This window comes from Modicisalibacter coralii, from assembly GCF_004117855.1.
In the GTDB taxonomy this organism is placed as follows: Bacteria; Pseudomonadota; Gammaproteobacteria; order Pseudomonadales; family Halomonadaceae; genus Modicisalibacter; species Modicisalibacter coralii.
The window spans coordinates 27,487-45,060 of record NZ_QWBW01000015.1 but is presented as its reverse complement, the minus strand read 5'-3'; the positions used below and the strand labels follow the sequence as shown (position 1 = coordinate 45,060).

Here is a 17,574-nt window from a genome sequence, read left to right as displayed (position 1 = left end):
CTTATACCGTTAGCTCAAAGAGAGACTGTAATCCCGTGACACGCTGCTGTCATCCCGGGAAACGGGCCCGGCCAGCGGGCCCTGGTGCCGTCAGTTGCCGTTGGCGGCGCGGGGATCGCGGCCGATGGGGTGCGGCTGCCGGCGGGCCCTGGCCAGCTCGATCTGGCGCTGACGCTCGGCGGCGCGGGCGCGGGTCTTCTCGGCGAGGGCGTCCCAGCAGTGGGGACAGCTGACGCCGGGGCGGTAATGGGGCGACTGGCGGTCGGCATCGGAAATCGGCCTCCGGCAGGCGTGGCACTGGTCGTACTCGCCTTCGCTCAGGTCGTGACGCACGGTGACCCGGTTGTCGAAGACGAAACACTCGCCGCGCCACAGCGACTGTTCCTCGGGCACCTTCTCCAGATAGTTGAGAATGCCGCCCTTGAGGTGATAGACGGTCTCGAAGCCCTCGTTGAGCATGTAGCTCGAGGCCTTCTCGCAACGGATCCCGCCGGTGCAGAACATCGCCACCTTCTTGTGGCGGGCGGGGTCGTAGTGAGCCTTCACGTACTCGGGAAACTCACGGAACGACGTCGTCCGCGGGTCGATCGCCCCCTCGAAGCTGCCGATCTCCACTTCGTAGTCGTTGCGCGTATCGATCACCAGGACTTCCGGGTCGCTGATCACGTCGTTCCACGCTTCGGGCTCGACGTAGGTCCCGACCCGCTGGTTGGGATCGACATCGGGAACGCCGAGGGTGACGATCTCGCGCTTCAGCTTGACCTTGGTGCGATAGAAGGGATGGGCGTCGCAGTAGGATTCCTTGTGGTCGACGTCGTGCAGGCGCGAATCCGCCTTCAACCAGGCGAGCAGGGCGTCGATCGCTTCGCGGGTACCGGATACGGTGCCGTTGATGCCTTCTTCGGCAAGCAGCAGGGTGCCCTTGACGTCGTTGCGCCGCATGACGTCGAGCAGCGGCTCGCGCAGGGCTTCGAAATCCTCGAGGGTGACGAACTTGTACAGTGCCGCCACGACGATGGTCTGGCTCATGTCGTTCTCCAGTGAGTCGTCCGCGTAAAGGACGGTCCGGATGGTGGATACGGCGGGGTCGCCGCGGGGCGGCATTTTACGGCAAATCGGCGCGCCGTGCAGCGGGTCGTCGCTGCGGCGCCGACGCCATGGCGGGCGTCGGCGCGGAGAGTGGGGTGGTGGGCGGGCAGGCGCGTCTCAGCGGTCGCGATAGCGCCGGGTCAGATCGCCGTAGGCGTCGATGCGCCGGTCGCGCAGGTAGGGCCACATGCGGCGGACGTTCTCGCTGCGGGCCATGTCGAGTTCGACCAGCAGGTTCTCGGGTTCGTCGCCGGCATGGGCCAGCAATTCCCCCTGCGGGCCGCAGATGAAACTGCCCCCCCAGAAATGGATGCCCGGCGTGACACCGCTGAGGTCCGGCTCGTGCCCGACCCGGTTGGCGACCAGCACGGGCAGGCCGTTGGCCACCCCGTGAGCGCGCTGGATCAGCGTCCAGGCCTCCTTCTGACGGCCCTTCTCCGGCAGGTCGTCGGGCGGGTGCCAGCCGATCGCCGTGGGGTAGAGCAGCAGATCCGCGCCGGCCAGGGCCATCAGGCGCGCCGCTTCCGGGTACCACTGGTCCCAGCACACCAGCACGCCGAGCCGGCCCAGCGAGGTGTCGATGGGCTCGAAACCCTGCTCGGCGTCGGCGTCGCCCGGCGTGAAGTAGAACTTCTCGTAGAAGCCGGGATCGTCGGGGATGTGCATCTTGCGGTAGTGGCCGACACGCCCGCGCTGGCGGTCGAAGACCAGCGCCGTGTTGTGATAGACCCCGGCGGCGCGGCGCTCGAAGATCGAGCCGACCAGCACGATGTCCAGCTCGCGGGCGAGTTCCGCCAGGCGCGTGGCGGTGGGACCGTCGAGCGGTTCGGCGAGGTCGAACAGTTCCGGGTCCTCGCACTGGCAGAAGTAGTGGGTGGCGTGCAGTTCCTGCAGCAGCACCAGCTGGGCGCCGCGTTCGGCCAGTTCGCGAACGCCGGCTTCGCTGGCGTCCAGGCTGCGGGCCTTGTCGGGCCAGGCCGGCTGCTGGACCAGGCCCACCTTGAGGGTCTTGTGCATCTCAACGCTCCTCGTCGTCTTGCGGGTCGCCGGTCTCGGCCAGGCTGCCTCGCGGTAACTGCATGGTCAGGCAGTGTAGACTGCCGTGCTGGCGGATCACACTGCGGCAATCGATGGGCACGATCTCGCGGTCGGGAAACGCCTCGGCCAGGGCCGCGAGTGCCCGGGCGTCGGCCGGATCGGCATAGGTCGGCACCAGCACCGCCCCGTCGATGATCAGGAAGTTGGCATAGGTGGCGGGGAGCCGGTGGCCGTCGTCCGGATCGAAGCAGGGCCGTGGCCAGGGCAACGGTACCAGCCGATAGGGCGTGCCGTCGGGCTGGCGCAGGGCCTGGATCTCGCGCTCCATGGCGGTCAGCGCCGGGTAGTGCGGGTCCGCGGGATCGTCGCAGCGCACGTAGGCGATGGTCTGCGGGTCGCAGAAACGCGCCAGGGTGTCGATATGGCTGTCGGTGTCGTCGCCCTCGAGATGCCCGTGGGTGAGCCAGAGTACCCGGTCGACCCCGAAGTCCGCCGCGAGCCGGCTTTCGATCGCGGCGCGATCGAAGCTCGGGTTGCGGTTGGGGTTGAGCAGGCAGGCCTCGGTGGTGAGCAGTGTTCCCTGGCCGTCGGTCTCGATGGCACCGCCCTCGAGCACCAGCTCGCGGGCTTCCACCGGCGCGGCGAAGGCGCCGGCCTCGGCGAGTCGCCGGGTCAGGGCATCGTCGTGCTCGGCGGGAAACTTGCCGCCCCAGCCGGTGAAACGGTAGTCGAGCAGCACCACCGTGCCGTCGCGCTCGACGCCGATCGGACCGTGATCGCGGGCCCAGGTATCGTCGGCGGGGGCCTCGACGAAACGCAGGCGCCCGGCCGGCACCCCGAGATGGCCGAAGGTCGTGGTCAGCCGCGCCCGGGTGGCGGCGTCGGGCACGCTGATCAGCACGTGCTGGTGGCGGGCGATGGCCACCACCATGGCTTCCAGCGTCGCCTCGATGCACGGCAGGGTCGGCGCCCAGTCGCTGTCGCGGGTGGGCCAGGTGAGCTGAATGGCGTCCTGGGGATGCCATTCGGGGAACAGACGCTGCGTCATGGTGTCTCCTGAAGCCGAGAACGTGCCCGGGAACCAGGCGGCGGCATTGTAGACCGCGCCCTGCGCGTTGCAAGCGTTTGGTGGTGCCGTGCCGCCGCCGTGGCGGATGCCGACACCTCGGGCCGTCGATGCGTCGGGCGCCGAAGCGTCGGACCGTCGATGCGTCGGGCGCCGAAGCGTCGGACCGTCGATGCGTCGGGCGCCGAAGCGTCGGACCGTCGATGCGTCGGGCGCCGATGCGTCGACACGTAAAAAACCGTACCATGGGTCGCCTGCCGACAAGGAACCGAGTTGATGCTGGATCGCCTACCTTTTCTGATCGGGCTGCGCTACGTGCGGGCCAAACGACGCAACCATTTCATTTCGTTCATCTCGTTGACCTCGATGCTGGGGCTGACGCTGGGCGTGGCGGTACTCATCCTGGTGCTGTCGGTGATGAACGGCTTCGATCACGAGCTGCGCACCCGGGTGCTGGGCATGGTTCCGCATACGCGAATCGAGAAGCCCGCCGGGATGACCGACTGGAAGCCGCTCGCCGAGCGGCTGACCCAGCGCAAGCACGTCGTCGCCGCGGCGCCCTACGTCGAGCAGCAGGGCATGCTGGCGGCCGGCGGCAATACCCAGGGCGCGCTGGTGTGGGGCATCCAGCCGGACTACGAGAAGCGCGTGTCGATCATCGACCAGCACATGCAGCAGGGCAGCCTCGACGATCTTGCCCCGGGGGAGTGGCACATCGTGCTCGGCGACCTGCTGGCACGCAACCTGGGCGTCGGGGTCGGCGACCGGGTGACGCTGCTGGTGCCCGAGGCCTCGATCACCCCGGGCGGGGTCTTCCCGCGCATGAAGCGTTTCACGGTGAGCGGGATCTTCAAGGTCGGGGCCGACCTCGACGCGCGGCTGGCCTATACCAACATCCAGGACATGCAGAAACTGGCGCGCATGGGCGATGCCGTCGGCGGGCTGCGGCTCGAACTCGACGACCTCTTCCTCGCCGGCTCGGTGACCCAGTCGATCCTCAATCAGCTGGGTTACGGTTACCGCGGCATGGACTGGACCTACACCCATGGCAACCTGTTTCAGGCGATCCAGATGGAGAAGCGCATGATCGGGCTGCTGCTGATGGTGATCGTCGCGGTCGCCGCCTTCAACATCGTCTCGACGCTGGTGATGGTGGTCACCGACAAGCACGCCGACATCGCCATCCTGCGCACCATCGGGGCCACGCCGCGAACCATCATGGGCATCTTCATCGTCCAGGGGCTGGCGATCGGCCTGATCGGCATCGTCATCGGCGTGGTGCTGGGCATCGTCCTGGCGTTGTCGGTCTCCGACATCATCGCCTGGTTCGAGGCGGTCACCGGTATCCAGTTCCTCGATCCCAACGTCTACTTCATCAGCTATCTGCCCTCCCGGCTGCAGTGGAGCGACGTGGGCTTCATCGTGCTGGCGGCCTTCGGCCTGAGTTTCCTGTCGACGCTGTACCCGGCCTGGCGGGCGGCGCGTGTCCAGCCTGCGGAGGTACTGCGCTATGAATGAGCCCATGCAATCGACGACCCCGAACGAAGCCACCGCGCGCCCGGTCATGCTGGCCTGCGAGGGGCTGACCAAGATCTATCGGGAAGGCCCCCAGGACGTCACCGTTCTCGACGGGCTCGATCTGGCGGTGCGCGCCGGCGAGCGGATCGCCGTGGTGGGCAGTTCCGGCTCCGGCAAGACCACCCTGCTCAACCTGCTCGGCGGGCTCGACAAGCCCACCGCCGGCACGGTGCGCGTGGCCGATCGCTCACTGGCCGATCTCGGCGACGCCGAGCTCGGCCGCTTCCGCAATCGTCACATCGGTTTCGTCTATCAGTTCCACCATCTGCTGGCCGAGTTCACGGCGCGCGAGAACGCCGCGCTGCCGCTGATCATTCGCGGTCAGAAGCGCCGGGAGGCCGAGCAGCGGGCCGGCGAGATCCTCGACAAGGTAGGCATGGCGGCACGGGCCGATCACAAGCCGGGCGAACTTTCCGGCGGCGAGCGCCAGCGCGTGGCGATCGCCAGGGCGCTGATCACCGATCCCAGCCTGATGCTGATGGACGAGCCCACGGGTAACCTCGACCAGACCACCGCGGCGAGCATCCTCGCGCTGATGGACGAACTCGCCGCGACCACGGCCTGCGCCTTCGTGGTGGTGACCCACGATCCGGGCCTGGCCGCGCATCAGGATCGGGTGCTGCATCTGGATCGGGGGCATCTTGCTAGCGATTAGGCCACGGGCGGCGCAGCGTATGCGCTAGTCGGGCTTCTCTCGAGCGGGCGCGCCGGTCTGGGTGGCGCGCGCCTGACGGCGACGACGGGCGCGGCGCTTCCAGCTGCGCGCCACGTGCCAGCGCCAGAGCAGGCGGATCACCAGGTTGCCGGCGAGCCCGGCGACGACCGCGGCGACCAGCGAGCCGACCATCAGCGCGGGCAGGATCTCGGCCATCTTGGCGGCGAGCCAGTGGGCGTTGAGGTGATCGGGAACTTGCCGTGGCGGTGTGGCCAGCAGCCAGGCGCCCAGGCGATAGTTGCCGTAGAAGATGATCGGCATGGTCAGCGGGTTGGTCAGCCAGACCAGCCCCACCGACAGGGGCAGGTTGCAGCGCAGCAGCCAGGCGCCCGCCGCGGCGAGAACCATCTGGAAGGGAATCGGCAGCAGGGCGCAGAACAGGCCGACCATGAAGGCGTTGCCGACCGAGCGGCGGGTCAGCACCCACAGCGAGGCGTTGCCGATCAGGTGGCTCATGAAGCGCAGCGAGCGGTTGCGCTTCAGGGTGTCCGGATGGGGCATGTAGCGCTGGATCAGACGGCGCGGCATGGTCTCGCTCGCTGGTTCGGGGTCCGGCCATTATCCATGGTTGTCCGGCTCCCTGCCATGATCGATCGCGGAGGGCTCGACGGTGGACATCGCAGGCCGCTTCCCGCTCCCGAGTCACGCCCGTCGTCCGGGGCTGGCCGCCCGGCTGGCGCTGGGTGCGCTCCTGGGCGGTGTGCTCGGCAACGTCGGGCCGCCCGGGCTGGCCGCCGGGCTCGCGCTGGCCTGGCTTGCGTGTCTGGCGGCCGGGCGCTACCGGCTGGCGCTGACGCTCGGCGTGGTGGCCCTGGCCGCGGTACAGGTGCTGCTGGCACGTGGCGCGATCCTGCCCGAGGGCCTCTCGCGCGCCGACCTGGCGGTGCAGGCCCGGGTGCTCGCGGTCAGCGATGACGATGCCGTCACCCGGCTGCGCCTGGCGGTCGACGACTGCCGGCCGCTGGCCAGCCCACGCCCCGCCTGTGACGGCCTCGCGCGCGTCCGGGTGAGCTGGTACGACGCGCCGCCGCTGGCGGTGGACGACGTCTGGCGGTTGACGCTGCGGCTGCGTCCGCCGGTCGGCTTCGCCAACCCCGATGCCTTCGACTATGGCGCCTGGCTGTGGCGCGAGGGTATCGGCGCCACCGGCTACGTGCGCGATGCCCCGGCGCCCGAGCGTCTCGTCGCGGGCGGAGCGGGCCTGCGCCAGCAGGCGCTGGGCTTTCTCGACGGCCACGTCGCCGATCCGCTCGGCCGGCGCTGGCTGGCGGCACTCACCCTGGGCGCCTCGCAGCGGCTGGACGATGCCGACTGGGAACTGCTCAACGCCACCGGCACCACGCATATCATGGTCATTTCCGGGCTGCATGTCGGGCTGATCGCGACCCTCGTGCTGTGGCTGGCACGCGCTGCGGCGCGGCTGCTCACGCCGGGGCGCTGGCGGATGGCGGTCTGGCCCTGGTGGTGCGCGGGCGCGGCGGCCATCGGCTATGCCGGTCTGGCCGGGCTGCAGCCCCCGGCGATGCGCGCGATGATCATGACCCTGGTCGGGCTGTGGGTCGCCAGCGGCCGCCATGCGCCGGGGCCCTGGCAGGGCTGGTGGCTGGCGCTCGCCCTGGTGGTGCTCGCCGACCCGTTGGCGCTGTGGCGACCGGGGCTGTGGCTGTCGTTCGTCGCCGTGGGCCTGCTCATTCTGATCTGGCAGGGGCGGGACCGGCCACGCGGTCCGCGCGGCTGGCTGGTCGCCCTGTTGCGTACCCAGGCGCTGCTGGCGCCGCTGATGGCGGCGGCGGTATTGGTCGCCTTCGATCGCTTGGCGCCCGCGGCGCCGCTGGTCAACCTGATCGCGGTGCCGCTGGTCGGCAGCCTGCTGGTGCCTGCGGGGCTGACCGGCTGGGCGCTGGCCTGGTGGCCCTCGCTGGCGGCGTTGTGCTGGCAAGGCTTCAGCGCGGCGGCGCATCTCGTCCACGCCGGACTCGAGCGCGTCATGCAGTGGGTGCCGCTCTGGCACCCGCCGGGCTGGGAAGCGTGGCCGGTCGCCCTGGCCCTGGTGGCGCTGACGGCGCTCTGGGCGCTGCCCGGCGTGGCGCGGACGCTGCGCTGGATCGGCAGCCTGTCACTGCTGATGATGGTGTCGACCCTCGCGCCGTCGGGGATCGCTCCGGGAGTGCTGCGTGTCCGTGTCCACGATGTCGGTCAGGGGCAGTTGCTCGAGTTGCGCACGGCCCATCATCGGCTGCTCTACGATACCGGACCGCGTTTCGGTTCCGGCTTCATGCCGCTGACGACGCTGTGGCCGGCCGGACAGCGCTTCGATGCGGTGATCGTCAGTCATTCCGACCGCGATCATGCCGGCGGCATTCCGGCACTCGAGCAGGACCATCGGGTGGCGAGGTGGTACGCGCCGGGTGTGACGCCGCTGGGTGTCGAGGTACAGCCGTGTCGGGCGGGCCGGCACTGGCGCTGGGATGGCGTCGACTTCCGCTTCCTGTGGCCGCGCGGCGATCCGGCCGGGTTCGACGACAATGACCGCTCCTGCGTGCTGCTGGCGCAGACGGCGGGGCAGCGCCTGCTGGTCAGCGGTGATGCCTCGGCGACCGTGGAGGCGCAGCTGGCCGATGCGCTGCCGGGCCCGGTGAACGTGCTGGTGGCCGGTCATCACGGCAGCCTGAGCAGTTCGTCGCCGCCCTGGGTGACGGCGACGCGGCCGCATCACGTGGTCTTCAGCGCCGGGCGCGACAACCCGCACCATCATCCCCGCGATGCCGTGGTGCGTCGTTACCGTCAGGCGGGCAGTTGCCTGTGGAACACCGCGCTGGATGGCGCGGTGACGTTCTGGCTGGGTGGCTCCCACGACCCCGAGGTGAGCGCACAGCGCCCGCCGGTGGGGTGGCGCGAGAGTGTCGAAGGGCGCTGCCATACGGTAGAATCGCCGCACTGAAAGCGGCGCTGCCTTCACGAACCGGGAGACGGGACGCAATGAACGTTTACGACGCGCTGGTGGCCGGCGGGGTCCTGATGATCCCGATCCTGGGCTGCTCGCTGCTCGCCACGCTGATCATCGTCGAGCGTCTGTGGAGCCTGCGGGCCTCGCGGATCGCGCCGGCGCGTCTCGGCGAAGAGGTCTGCGAACTGATCCAGCAGGGGCAGGTCAACCTGTTCTGGCTGGAGAGCCACTCGCCGCTGGGCGGGGTGCTGGCGGCGGGTCTGCGTAACGCCCGGCTGGGGCAGGATCAGGTCCGGGCGCGCATTCAGGAAGCCGCCACCGCGGTGATCCACGACATGGAGCGCTTTCTCAGCCCGCTCGGCACCATCGCCTCGATCACCCCGTTGATCGGCCTGCTGGGTACCGTGGTGGGGATGATCCAGGTCTTCGCGGTGATCGTCTCGGCGGAGGGCGCGCAGCGCACCACCGAACTGGCCGGTGGCATCTCCCAGGCACTGGTGACCACCGCGGCGGGTCTGACCGTGGCGATTCCGGCGCTGATGTTCCATCGCTACTTCCAGCGCCGGGTGGAGGACATCACCGTGCGCATGGAGGAGCAGGCCGGCCAGGTGGTGGAGTTCCTCGCCCATCATGGCCAGGAGCTGACCCTGGCGGAGCGCCGCGACGTGCGCAGCGCCCCGCGCGAGGCCCGGGGCCGCCGCGCATGAAGTTTCCGCGTCGCCACCGCGAACCGGAGGAGGTCAACCTCACGCCGTTGATCGACGTGGTGTTCCTGCTGTTGATCTTCTTCATGGTCTCGACCACCTTCGAGACCCGCGAGGCGCTGGAGCTGACCCTGCCGTCGAGCGACAACGGCCAGGCCCTCGAGGCCGCGCCGGTGACCCTGACGGTGACCCGGGACGGCACCTATCGCCTGGACCAGCGCACGCTGACCTCCCGCGAGGCGCTGCATCGGGCGCTGGCCGAGCGGGCCGCGACCGCCCGGGAACGCGGCCTGGTGATCGAGGCCGATGCCCAGGCCACCCACGGCGCCGTGGTGACGGCCCTGGACCAGGCCGCCTCGCTCGACATCCAGCGGGTGCGTATCGCCACCCGCGCGACGCCCTCATCCTCCAAACACGCGGAGACGCCGTGACGCAAGCCACCAGTCTGTCCCTGTACCGGCGCCTGCTCGGCTACGTGAAGCCGCACTGGAAGGCCTTCGCCGCCGCCGTGCTCGGCTATGCCATCTACGCGGCGTCGAGCACCGCCCTGGCCGAGATGATGAAACGCCTGATCGATGGTATCCAGAATCCCGATGCGGCGTTCCGGCTGTATCTGCCGCTGTTCGTGGTCGGCATGTTCGCCGCCCGCGGCGCCGGGACCTTCCTGGGCACCTACTTCATGAGCGACGTGGCGCGCAACGTGGTCCATTCCCTGCGCTGCAGCGTGTTCAATCACATGCTGCACCTGCCGGGGCGCTTCTTCGACGCCCACTCCAGCGGGCACCTGATCTCGCGGGTGACCTATCACGTCGAGCAGGTCACCGGCGCGGCCACCAACGCCATCACCATCATTCTGCGCGAGGGGCTGTTCGTCATCGGCCTGGTGGTCTATCTGCTGTGGACCAACTGGATGCTGACGCTGCTGTTCCTCGCCGTCACGCCCTTGATCGCCGGGGTAGTGCGCTACGCCAGCAAGCGCTTCCGGCGTCTCTCGCGGCGCATCCAGAACTCGATGGGCGACGTCACTCACGTCGCCTCCGAGGCCCTGACCGGCTACAAGGTGGTGCGCACCCACGGCGCCGAGGAGTACGAGAAGCGCCGTTTCGCCGCCGTCAGCGATTACAACCGCGAGCAGAGCATGAAGGAGGCGCTGACCAAGGCGGTCAGCACGCCGGTGATCCAGCTGCTGGTGGCGCTGTCGCTGGCCGCCCTGGTCTGGCTGGCCATGGCCCCCGAACTGATGGCCGACATGACCCCGGGCGAGTTCGTGGCCTTCATCACCGCCGCCTCGCTGATGGCCAAGCCGATCAAGTCGCTCAGCGAGGTCAATTCGGTGATCCAGAAGGGCCTGGCGGCGGCCGGCGAACTGTTCCGCCTGCTCGAGGAGCCCACCGAGATCGACGACGGCCATCGCGATCCCGAGAACATCGCCGGTCGTGTGAGCCTGGAGGGCGTGCACTTTGCCTACGGCGCGGATCAGCCCGAGGTGCTCAAGGGCATCGATCTCGAGATCGATGCCGGCGAAATGATCGCCATCGTCGGCCGCTCGGGCAGCGGCAAGTCGACGCTGGTCAGCCTGTTGCCACGCTTCTACCGGCCCACGCAGGGGCGGGTGTGCCTCGACGGCGTGCCGCTCGACGAGTACCGGCTGTCGCCGCTGCGCCGGCAGATCGCGCTGGTCTCGCAGCAGGTCACGCTGTTCAACGCCTCGGTGGCCGACAACATCGCCTATGGCGTGCCCGATGCCGACCGCGCCAGCGTCGAGGCGGCGGCGCGCGCCGCCTACGCCGACGAGTTCATTCGTCGCCTGCCGCAGGGCTACGACACCGTGATCGGCGACAACGGCGTGATGCTCTCGGGCGGCCAGCGCCAGCGCCTGGCCATCGCCCGGGCGATCTTCAAGGATGCGCCGCTGCTGGTCCTCGACGAGGCCACCTCGGCGCTCGACACCGAGTCGGAGCGCTACATCCAGCGTGCCCTCGAGGAAGTCTGCCGCGGTCGTACCACCCTGGTCATCGCCCATCGCCTGTCGACCATCGAGCGCGCCGATCGCATCCTGGTGATGGAGCAGGGGCAGATCGTCGAGAGCGGGACTCATGCCGAGCTGCTCGCCCGGGACGGCGCCTATGCCGCGCTGCATCGTCTGCAGTTCCAGGAGGCGGTGGCATGAGCCGCTGGGTCGATGCCGGCTATCGTGACGCCGCCTGGCTGCAGGCGTTGCGGCCCTTGTCGTGGCTCTACCGCCTCGGCGTCGAGACGCGCCGCCGGGCCTACGCCAGCGGCCGCAAGCCGATCTGGCGCTCGCCGGTGCCGGTGATCGTGGTCGGCAACCTGACCCTGGGCGGGACCGGCAAGTCGCCGCTGGTGGCCTGGCTGGTGCGCTGGCTGGGCGAGCGCGGCTGGCGGCCGGGGATCGTCTCGCGGGGCTACGGGGGTCAGGCACCGCGCTACCCGTTCTACGTCGACGCCGACAGCGACGTGACCTTCAGCGGCGACGAGCCGCTGATGCTCGCCCAGCAGACCGGGCGGCCGGTGGTGGTCGACCCGGACCGCCCCCGCGGCGCTCGCAAGCTGATCGCCGCCGGCTGCGACATCGTCATCGCCGACGACGGCCTGCAGCATCTGGCGCTGGGTCGCGACATCGAACTGGTGGTGGTGGACGGTGCCCTGGGCTTCGGCAATGGCCGCTGCCTGCCCGCCGGGCCGCTGCGCGAGCCGCTGGCGCGCCTGGCGAGCGTGGATGCCCTGGTGGTCAACGGCGGCGGCCGCGAGGGACTTGCCGCGGCGGCTGGCGGGGCGCCGGCCGGTTACGGCATGCAACTGGTACCGGCCCGTTGGCGGCATCTCACCGACGGGGTGGGCTATGGTGTCGAGACGCCACCGTTCTCGGGGCGGGTGCATGCCCTGGCGGGCATCGGCCGCCCGGCGCGCTTCTTCGCCACGCTGGAGGCGCTGGGCGTGAGCCACGACGCGCACCCCTTGCCCGATCATCACCGCTTCAGCGCCGAGGATCTGCGCTTCGCCGACAACCGCCCGGTGGTGATGACCGCCAAGGACGCGGTCAAATGCCGGCGCTTCGCCAACGAGCGCTGCTGGGCGCTGGACGTCGAGGCGGCGCCGGATCCGGCCTTCGCGAGCTGGCTGGCCGAACGACTCGATACGCTACAACCCGCGACCTGCGAGGTAACTCATGGATAAGGAATTGCTGGCCATGCTGGTCTGTCCGCTGTGCCAGGGCAAGCTCAAGTACGATCGCGAACGCGGCGAACTCAAGTGCCATTACGATGGCCTGGCCTACCCGATACGCGACGACATCCCGGTGATGCTCCAGGAAGAGGCCCGGGTCATGGATGCCGACGAGAAGCTCGGCAAGTCGTCGGGCCCGGCCGCGGCAACGGACCCCGAGGCATGAACGAGTTCGTGGTGGTGATCCCGGCGCGCTACGCCTCGAGCCGTTTGCCGGGCAAGCCGCTCGCCGATATCGCCGGGGTGCCGATGGTGGTGCGCGTCTGGCAGCGTGCCCTCGACAGCGGGGCCGCCCGGGTGGTGGTGGCGACCGACGACGCGCGGATCCGGGCGGCGGTGGAGGCAGCCGGCGGCGAGGCGCTGATGACCCGCGACGACCATCCTTCCGGCACCGACCGGCTGGCCGAAGTGGCGCAGTCGCTGCAGCTGGCGGACGAGACCATCGTGGTCAACGTCCAGGGCGACGAGCCCTTGTTGCCCCCGGCGTCGATCGCCCAGGTCGCCGCGCGCCTGGCGGACGACCCCGAGGCGGCGATCGCCACGCTGGCCGAGCCGATCGGCGACGTCGAGGCGCTGTTCAACCCCAACGTGGTCAAGGTGGTGCGCGACGTGCGCGGCCGGGCGCTGTACTTTTCAAGGGCACCGATTCCCTGGGATCGCGAGCAGTTCGCGGCGCGTCCCGAGACCCTGGCCACCGATGCCTGGTTGCGACACATCGGCCTCTACGCCTATCGGGCGGGCTTTCTCGCCGAGTACGTCGACTGGCTGCCGAGCCCGCTGGAGCAGCTCGAACAGCTCGAGCAGTTGCGGGCCCTGCATCACGGCCGGCACATCCAGGTCGCCCTGGCGCGCGAGGTGCACCCGGCCGGCGTGGACAGCGCCGCGGATCTCGAGCGGGTCCGTCATTGGTTTCTGCAGCAGGAGGCGTCGCACTGATGCGAGTTCTGTTCGTGTGTCTGGGTAACATCTGTCGTTCGCCGAGCGCCGAAGGCGTGTTTCGGGCGCGCCTTCAGCGTGCCGGCCTTGCCGAGCGGGTCGAGGTCGACTCCTGCGGCATCGGCCACTGGCACGTCGGTAAGGCACCCGACGAGCGCGCCCAGGCGGCGGCACGCAAGCGTGGCATCGACATCGCCGGGCTGCGCGCGCGGGTTCTCGACGCGGCGGACTATCGCCACTTCGACTACATCCTGGCCATGGATCACGATAACCTCGCCGCGATCGAGGCGGGCCGGCCCGTGGATTGCCGGGCGACGGTCGATCTCTTCCTGAGCTATGCCGGGCGCCCCGACGACGCGGTGCCGGACCCCTATTTCGGTGGCGACGAAGGCTTCGAGACGGTGCTCGATCTGATCGAGGCGGCCAGCGACGGCCTGATCGACGAGATCCGGCGCCGCCTGGCGGGGTCATGATCCAGCACGACGTCGATCTGAGCGCGGCCAACACCCTGGGGCTGCCCGCCACCGCCGAGCGTCTGGCGACGGTGACCTCGATCGCCGAGGCCCGCCAGGCGCTGATCGAGGCCGAACGCCACACCTGGCCGCTGACGGTGATCGGCGGCGGCAGCAACCTGGTCCTGGAGCCCTGGCTGCCGGGGCTCGTGGTGCGCCCGGCGCTGACCGAGCATTGGCTGGAAGCGGCCGACGGCGACACCGTGCGCGTTCACGTGGGGGCCGGCGTGAACTGGCACCAACTGGTCGTCGCCATGGCCGAGCGCGGCCTGTGGGGTATCGAGAACCTGGCGCTGATTCCCGGGCTGGCCGGGGCGGCGCCGATCCAGAACATCGGCGCCTACGGCGTGGAACTCGCCGAGGTGCTCGAGGAAGTTCACCTGATCGAGCGAGACGGGGCGCGCGAGCGGGTGCTGGGACGCGAGGAGTGTGCCTTCGGCTACCGCGACAGCGTCTTCAAGCACGCCCTCGAGAACCGCGTGATCATCACCCGCCTGGTGCTGCGCCTGTCGCGTCGCCCGCGGCCCCGACTCGACTACGGCGACCTGGCCTCGCGGGTCTCGGCCGCAGCGTCGCCGAGCGAGATCGTCGACGCGGTAAGTGCGGTACGCCGCGAGAAACTCCCCGACCCGGCGCGGCTCGGCAACGCTGGCAGCTTCTTCAAGAACCCGCGGGTCGATGCAGACCAGGCACGGGCACTGCTCGCGGCGTTTCCGACGATGCCGCACTTTCCCCTGCCCGATGGCGGCGTCAAGCTGGCGGCCGGCTGGCTGATCGACCAGTGCGGCCTCAAGGGCCTGCGTGACGGCCATGTCGGCGTTCACGACCGTCAGGCCCTGGTGCTGGTGCATCACGGCGGCGGCAGCGCCGCGGAACTGCTGGCACTGGCCGAGCGCGTCGCGGCGGCGGTCGAGCGGCGCTTCGGCGTGTGCCTGGAGCGCGAACCGCGGCGCTTCGGGCAGGCGCGGCCGGCAGGGGGCGGAAAGCCGTAGAATGACGGCGGGTCGTACAGGGGCCGCGAGCCCGCGGCGATCGGCTCGTGTGGCTCGACAAGATCCGAAACGCAGAAGGCCCCGTCGGCGAACCGACGGGGCCTTCTGGCATGTTCTGGTGGCTACGCCCTGATTCGAACAGGGGACCCCATCATTATGAGTGATGTGCTCTAACCAGCTGAGCTACGTAGCCGTTCAACGAGGGCGAATATTACGTATAAGACGCTGAGCTGTCAAGGAATATCGCCCCCGTCGCGTCACACGTTGAAGCGGAAGTGGATCACGTCGCCATCGGCGACGATGTACTCCTTGCCCTCCAGGCGCCACTTGCCGGCGTCCTTGGCGCCGGCTTCGCCGCCGAGCGTGACGAAATCGTCGTAGGCCACCACTTCGGCGCGAATGAAGCCCTTCTCGAAGTCGGTGTGGATCACGCCGGCCGCCTGGGGCGCGGTGGCGCCTACCCTGACCGTCCAGGCGCGCACTTCCTTGACCCCGGCGGTGAAGTAGGTCTGCAGGCCGAGCAGGTTGTAGCCGGCGCGGATCACCCGGTCGAGGCCCGGTTCCTCCATGCCCATCTCGTCGAGGAACATGGCGCGCTCCTCGTCCTCCAGTTCGGCGATCTCGGCCTCGAGCTGGTTGCACACCGGCACCACCACGGCGCCTTCCTCGGCGGCGATCTCGCGCACGGTGTCGAGGTGCGGGTTGGCGTCGAAGCCGTCCTCGTTGACGTTGGCGATGTACATGGTCGGCTTGAGTGTCAGGAAGCCGTAGCTCTTGACCTGGCGCTTCTCTTCGTCGGAGAGCCCGAAACTGCGCAACGGCAGGCCCTCGGCGAGGTGCGGCTGGATGCGATCGAGCAGGGCCTTGGTGGCGATGGCCTCCTTGTCGCCGCTCTTGACCACCCGGGCGAGGCGCTGGAGAGCGCGCTCGACGCTGTCCAGGTCGGCCAGCGCGAGTTCCAGATTGATGGTCTCGATGTCGGCCCGCGGGTCGACCTGATTGGCGACGTGGATGACGTTGTCATTGTCGAAGCAACGCACCACGTGGGCGATGGCGTCGGTCTCGCGGATGTTGGCGAGGAACTGGTTGCCCAGGCCTTCGCCCTTGGAAGCGCCCGCCACCAGTCCGGCGATGTCGACGAACTCCATGGTGGTGGGGACGACCTTCTCGGGCTTGACGATCTCGGCGAGCTTGTCGAGGCGCGGGTCGGGCATCGGCACGATGCCGGTATTGGGCTCGATGGTGCAGAAGGGGAAGTTCTCGGCGTCGATACCGGACTTGGTCAGTGCATTGAAGAGCGTGGACTTGCCGACGTTGGGCAAGCCGACGATGCCGCAGTTGAATCCCATGGAATCTTCCTGGAAAGAGAGTTCGAGGCGTGTGATGGGTCGGTATTCTACTCGGTATGAGCGGTAAGCCATAAGCGTTAAGCGGTAAGACAGCTCACGCGGCCGGTTGGGATGGCTTACGGCTTATAGCTTCAAGCTTACAGCGAGATTTTCCGACTCAGGCGGAAAAGCTGTGCAGCCGGTTCATGGCCTTGGCCCAGTCGCCGGAGAGGGCGTCGGGCAGGGTGGCAATGCACTCGTCGATGGCGGCGTCGATGGCCTGACGTTCGGCCTTGCCGGGGCGGCCCAGTACATAGTTGGTGACCTGCTTGGCACTGCCGGGGTGGCCGATGCCGATGCGCAGGCGGTGGAAGTCCTTGCGATTGCCCAGCGCGCTGATGGTGTCGCGCAGGCCGTTGTGACCGCCGTGGCCGCCGTCGCGCTTGTAGCGGGCGGTGCCGGGGGCGATGTCCAGTTCGTCGTGGGCGACGAGCAGTTCCTCGGGGGCGATCTTGAAGAACTGGCAGAGCGCGGCGACAGCCGCGCCGCTGCGGTTCATGAAGGTGGTCGGGTTGAGCAGGTGCAGCTCGTGACCGGCGAAGTGGATCTTGGCGTAGTCGCCGAGAAACTTCTTCTCCATGCGCAGCGGCGTATGGCTGTCGCGCGCCAGGGCGTCATGCGGGTGCCTTGCTGGTGGTACGGCGAAGCCGATTACTCGGCCTTGCCGTCTTCCTCGCCCTCGTTGCCGGCTTCTTCCTCGGCACGCTGTTCGACTTCGGTCGGCGTCTCGGTTTCTTCCGCGTCGCCTTCCTCGGTGGTACCGCGGGTCGGACGGGTGATGCTGACCACGCCGGCGTCGTGCTCTTCACCATGGCTCAGCTCGACCAGCGTCACGCCGGCCGGCAGCTTGAGGTCGGACAGGTGCAGGGTGTCGCCCAGTTCCAGGTCGCTGATGTCGACCTCGAGGTACTCGGGCAGGTCCTTGGGCAGGCAGCTGATGGTCACGTCGGTGGCCAGCACGTGCAGCACGCCGTCCTGTTCCTTGATGCCCTTGCAGTTCTCTTCGCCGACCACGTGCAGCGGCACGTGCATGGTCATGGCGTGAGTGGCATCGACACGCAGGAAGTCGGCGTGGGTGACCAGCGCCTTGTACGGGTGGCGCTGCAGGTCACGAATGACGACCTGTTCCTTGCTGCCCTCGACGTCGATGGTGATGATCGAGGAGAAGAAGGCTTCTTCTTCGATCGCCTTGTAGAAGGCCGGCTTGTCGATGGTGATCGGCTGCGGGGCCTTCTCGCCGCCGTAGATGATGGCAGCGACTTGCTCGTTCTTACGACGCAGGCGGCGGCTCGCACCTTTCCCCAGGTCGTGTCGAACGTTGGCGGACAATTGATAATCGGACATGGTTAACCTCTCGGGGTCG

18 protein-coding genes and 1 tRNA gene are annotated in these 17,574 nt (G+C 68.9%); 11 read left to right on the top strand and 8 right to left on the bottom strand.

The window, feature by feature from the left end; translation table 11 throughout:
• Positions 1–90: 90 nt before the first annotated feature.
• From trhO to D0901_RS09665, 3 genes are all read right to left on the bottom strand, one after another.
• A complete protein-coding gene (gene trhO, locus D0901_RS09675; RefSeq protein WP_129140103.1) occupies positions 91–1,029 on the bottom strand; it encodes an oxygen-dependent tRNA uridine(34) hydroxylase TrhO in 939 nt (312 codons plus the stop codon).
• 177 nt (positions 1,030–1,206) lie between these two features.
• Complete coding sequence (locus D0901_RS09670) at positions 1,207–2,106, bottom strand: carbon-nitrogen hydrolase (RefSeq protein WP_129140102.1); 900 nt, start codon at positions 2,104–2,106, stop codon at positions 1,207–1,209.
• Position 2,107: 1 nt separating this feature from the next.
• On the bottom strand, positions 2,108–3,175 hold the full coding sequence (locus D0901_RS09665) for an agmatine deiminase family protein (RefSeq protein ID WP_129140101.1): 1,068 nt from the start codon (positions 3,173–3,175) through the stop codon (positions 2,108–2,110).
• Positions 3,176–3,469: 294 nt separating this feature from the next.
• Here D0901_RS09665 and D0901_RS09660 point away from each other — a divergent pair, with 294 nt between their 5' ends.
• On the top strand, positions 3,470–4,711 hold the full coding sequence (locus D0901_RS09660) for a lipoprotein-releasing ABC transporter permease subunit (protein WP_129140100.1): 1,242 nt from the start codon (positions 3,470–3,472) through the stop codon (positions 4,709–4,711).
• A gap of 4 nt (positions 4,712–4,715) precedes the next feature.
• Positions 4,716–5,426 (top strand): ABC transporter ATP-binding protein, encoded by a 711-nt coding sequence (locus D0901_RS09655; protein ID WP_129140099.1) that lies wholly within the window; start codon positions 4,716–4,718, stop codon positions 5,424–5,426.
• Between the two features lie 24 nt (positions 5,427–5,450).
• Here the strand turns inward: D0901_RS09655 and D0901_RS09650 are convergent, their stop codons facing one another.
• Positions 5,451–6,014, bottom strand: coding sequence for a DUF2062 domain-containing protein (locus tag D0901_RS09650; protein ID WP_129140098.1), 564 nt, complete (start codon positions 6,012–6,014; stop codon positions 5,451–5,453).
• Positions 6,015–6,096: 82 nt separating this feature from the next.
• Between D0901_RS09650 and D0901_RS09645 the strand changes: the two genes are divergently transcribed.
• The 9 genes from D0901_RS09645 to murB are packed head-to-tail and all read left to right on the top strand — an operon-like array spanning position 6,097 to position 14,823.
• Positions 6,097–8,427: a DNA internalization-related competence protein ComEC/Rec2 gene (locus tag D0901_RS09645; RefSeq protein ID WP_233440389.1), complete on the top strand. Its 2,331-nt coding sequence runs from the start codon at positions 6,097–6,099 to the stop codon at positions 8,425–8,427.
• Between the two features lie 38 nt (positions 8,428–8,465).
• A complete protein-coding gene (locus tag D0901_RS09640) occupies positions 8,466–9,140 on the top strand; it encodes a MotA/TolQ/ExbB proton channel family protein (RefSeq protein ID WP_129140097.1) in 675 nt (224 codons plus the stop codon).
• Entirely contained in the window at positions 9,137–9,568 is a 432-nt protein-coding gene (locus D0901_RS09635) for an ExbD/TolR family protein (RefSeq protein WP_129140096.1), read from the top strand. Before D0901_RS09640 ends, D0901_RS09635 begins: the two co-directional genes overlap by 4 nt.
• Positions 9,565–11,307, top strand: a complete 1,743-nt coding sequence (gene msbA / locus D0901_RS09630; RefSeq protein WP_129140095.1) for a lipid A export permease/ATP-binding protein MsbA — start codon at positions 9,565–9,567, stop codon at positions 11,305–11,307. The genes D0901_RS09635 and msbA overlap by 4 nt, the downstream gene beginning before the upstream one ends.
• Positions 11,304–12,335 carry a tetraacyldisaccharide 4'-kinase gene (gene lpxK / locus D0901_RS09625; protein WP_129140094.1) on the top strand — a complete coding sequence of 344 codons (1,032 nt, stop codon included), beginning with the start codon at positions 11,304–11,306 and terminating at the stop codon, positions 12,333–12,335. Before msbA ends, lpxK begins: the two co-directional genes overlap by 4 nt.
• The gene (locus tag D0901_RS09620; RefSeq protein WP_129140093.1) at positions 12,328–12,549 is read left to right on the top strand and encodes a Trm112 family protein; all 222 of its coding nucleotides are present in this window, start codon (positions 12,328–12,330) and stop codon (positions 12,547–12,549) included. Before lpxK ends, D0901_RS09620 begins: the two co-directional genes overlap by 8 nt.
• Positions 12,546–13,319 carry a 3-deoxy-manno-octulosonate cytidylyltransferase gene (kdsB, locus tag D0901_RS09615; protein ID WP_129140092.1) on the top strand — a complete coding sequence of 258 codons (774 nt, stop codon included), beginning with the start codon at positions 12,546–12,548 and terminating at the stop codon, positions 13,317–13,319. The genes D0901_RS09620 and kdsB overlap by 4 nt, the downstream gene beginning before the upstream one ends.
• The gene (locus tag D0901_RS09610; RefSeq protein ID WP_129140091.1) at positions 13,319–13,792 is read left to right on the top strand and encodes a low molecular weight protein-tyrosine-phosphatase; all 474 of its coding nucleotides are present in this window, start codon (positions 13,319–13,321) and stop codon (positions 13,790–13,792) included. Before kdsB ends, D0901_RS09610 begins: the two co-directional genes overlap by 1 nt.
• Entirely contained in the window at positions 13,789–14,823 is a 1,035-nt protein-coding gene (gene murB / locus D0901_RS09605; protein WP_129140090.1) for a UDP-N-acetylmuramate dehydrogenase, read from the top strand. The genes D0901_RS09610 and murB overlap by 4 nt, the downstream gene beginning before the upstream one ends.
• Before the next feature lie 116 nt (positions 14,824–14,939).
• Here the strand turns inward: murB and D0901_RS09600 are convergent.
• The 4 genes from D0901_RS09600 to D0901_RS09585 all read right to left on the bottom strand — a co-directional run bounded on the left by D0901_RS09600 (position 14,940) and on the right by D0901_RS09585 (position 17,555).
• A tRNA-Met gene (locus D0901_RS09600) sits at positions 14,940–15,016 on the bottom strand.
• Positions 15,017–15,080: 64 nt separating this feature from the next.
• Positions 15,081–16,172 (bottom strand): redox-regulated ATPase YchF, encoded by a 1,092-nt coding sequence (ychF, locus tag D0901_RS09595; protein WP_129140089.1) that lies wholly within the window; start codon positions 16,170–16,172, stop codon positions 15,081–15,083.
• A 157-nt stretch (positions 16,173–16,329) separates the two neighbouring features.
• The gene (gene pth, locus D0901_RS09590; RefSeq protein WP_425256171.1) at positions 16,330–16,863 is read right to left on the bottom strand and encodes an aminoacyl-tRNA hydrolase; all 534 of its coding nucleotides are present in this window, start codon (positions 16,861–16,863) and stop codon (positions 16,330–16,332) included.
• Complete coding sequence (locus D0901_RS09585; protein ID WP_129140087.1) at positions 16,863–17,555, bottom strand: 50S ribosomal protein L25/general stress protein Ctc; 693 nt, start codon at positions 17,553–17,555, stop codon at positions 16,863–16,865. Before D0901_RS09585 ends, pth begins: the two co-directional genes overlap by 1 nt.
• Positions 17,556–17,574: the final 19 nt, after the last annotated feature.